1 pseudogene is annotated in these 512 nt (G+C 57.2%); it reads right to left on the bottom strand.

Features of this window, described 5'->3' with window-relative positions:
• Window positions 1-512: pseudogene (locus NRB16_RS29355) on the bottom strand (NAD-dependent malic enzyme); the annotation flags it as partial.

The following is a 512-nucleotide window of genomic DNA, read 5'->3' as shown; positions in this document are numbered from 1 at the left end:
CCGATCGGAATGCCCATGCCGCCGATCCCCTGGTCACCCAGGCCCAGAATGCGCTCGCTGTCGGTGACAACGATGATCTTGATGCGGTCTTTGGTGGCGCTGCGCAGGATATCGTCGATGCGGTCGCGCTCAGGGTAGGAAATGAACAACCCGCGGTGGGTGCGGTAGATCTTGGAGAATTCCTGGCACGCCTGGCCGACCGTCGGGGTGTAAATTATCGGCAGCATCTCGTCCAGATGCGAGTCCAGCAGACGGAAGAACAGGGTCTCGTTGTTGTCCTGGATCGAACGCAGATAAATATGCTTGTCCAGATCGCTGGCGCACTGCTTGTACTGGCTGTACACCCGGGTAACTTGCTCTTCGATCGTCTCTACGTTCTGCGGCAGCAGCCCGATCAAATTGAATTCGACCCGCTCTTGCGGGGTAAAAGCACTGCCCTTGTTCAGAAGGGGCATTTCCAGCAGCGAGGGGCCGGCATAGGAAATGTACAAAGGTCGCGAAGTGTTGGTCAT

The sequence above is a fragment of the Pseudomonas sp. LJDD11 genome (genome assembly GCF_024584215.1).
Classification (GTDB): domain Bacteria; phylum Pseudomonadota; class Gammaproteobacteria; order Pseudomonadales; family Pseudomonadaceae; genus Aquipseudomonas.
The sequence above is the reverse complement of the archived record's forward strand: the minus strand, read 5'-3'. Positions and strand labels throughout refer to the sequence as shown.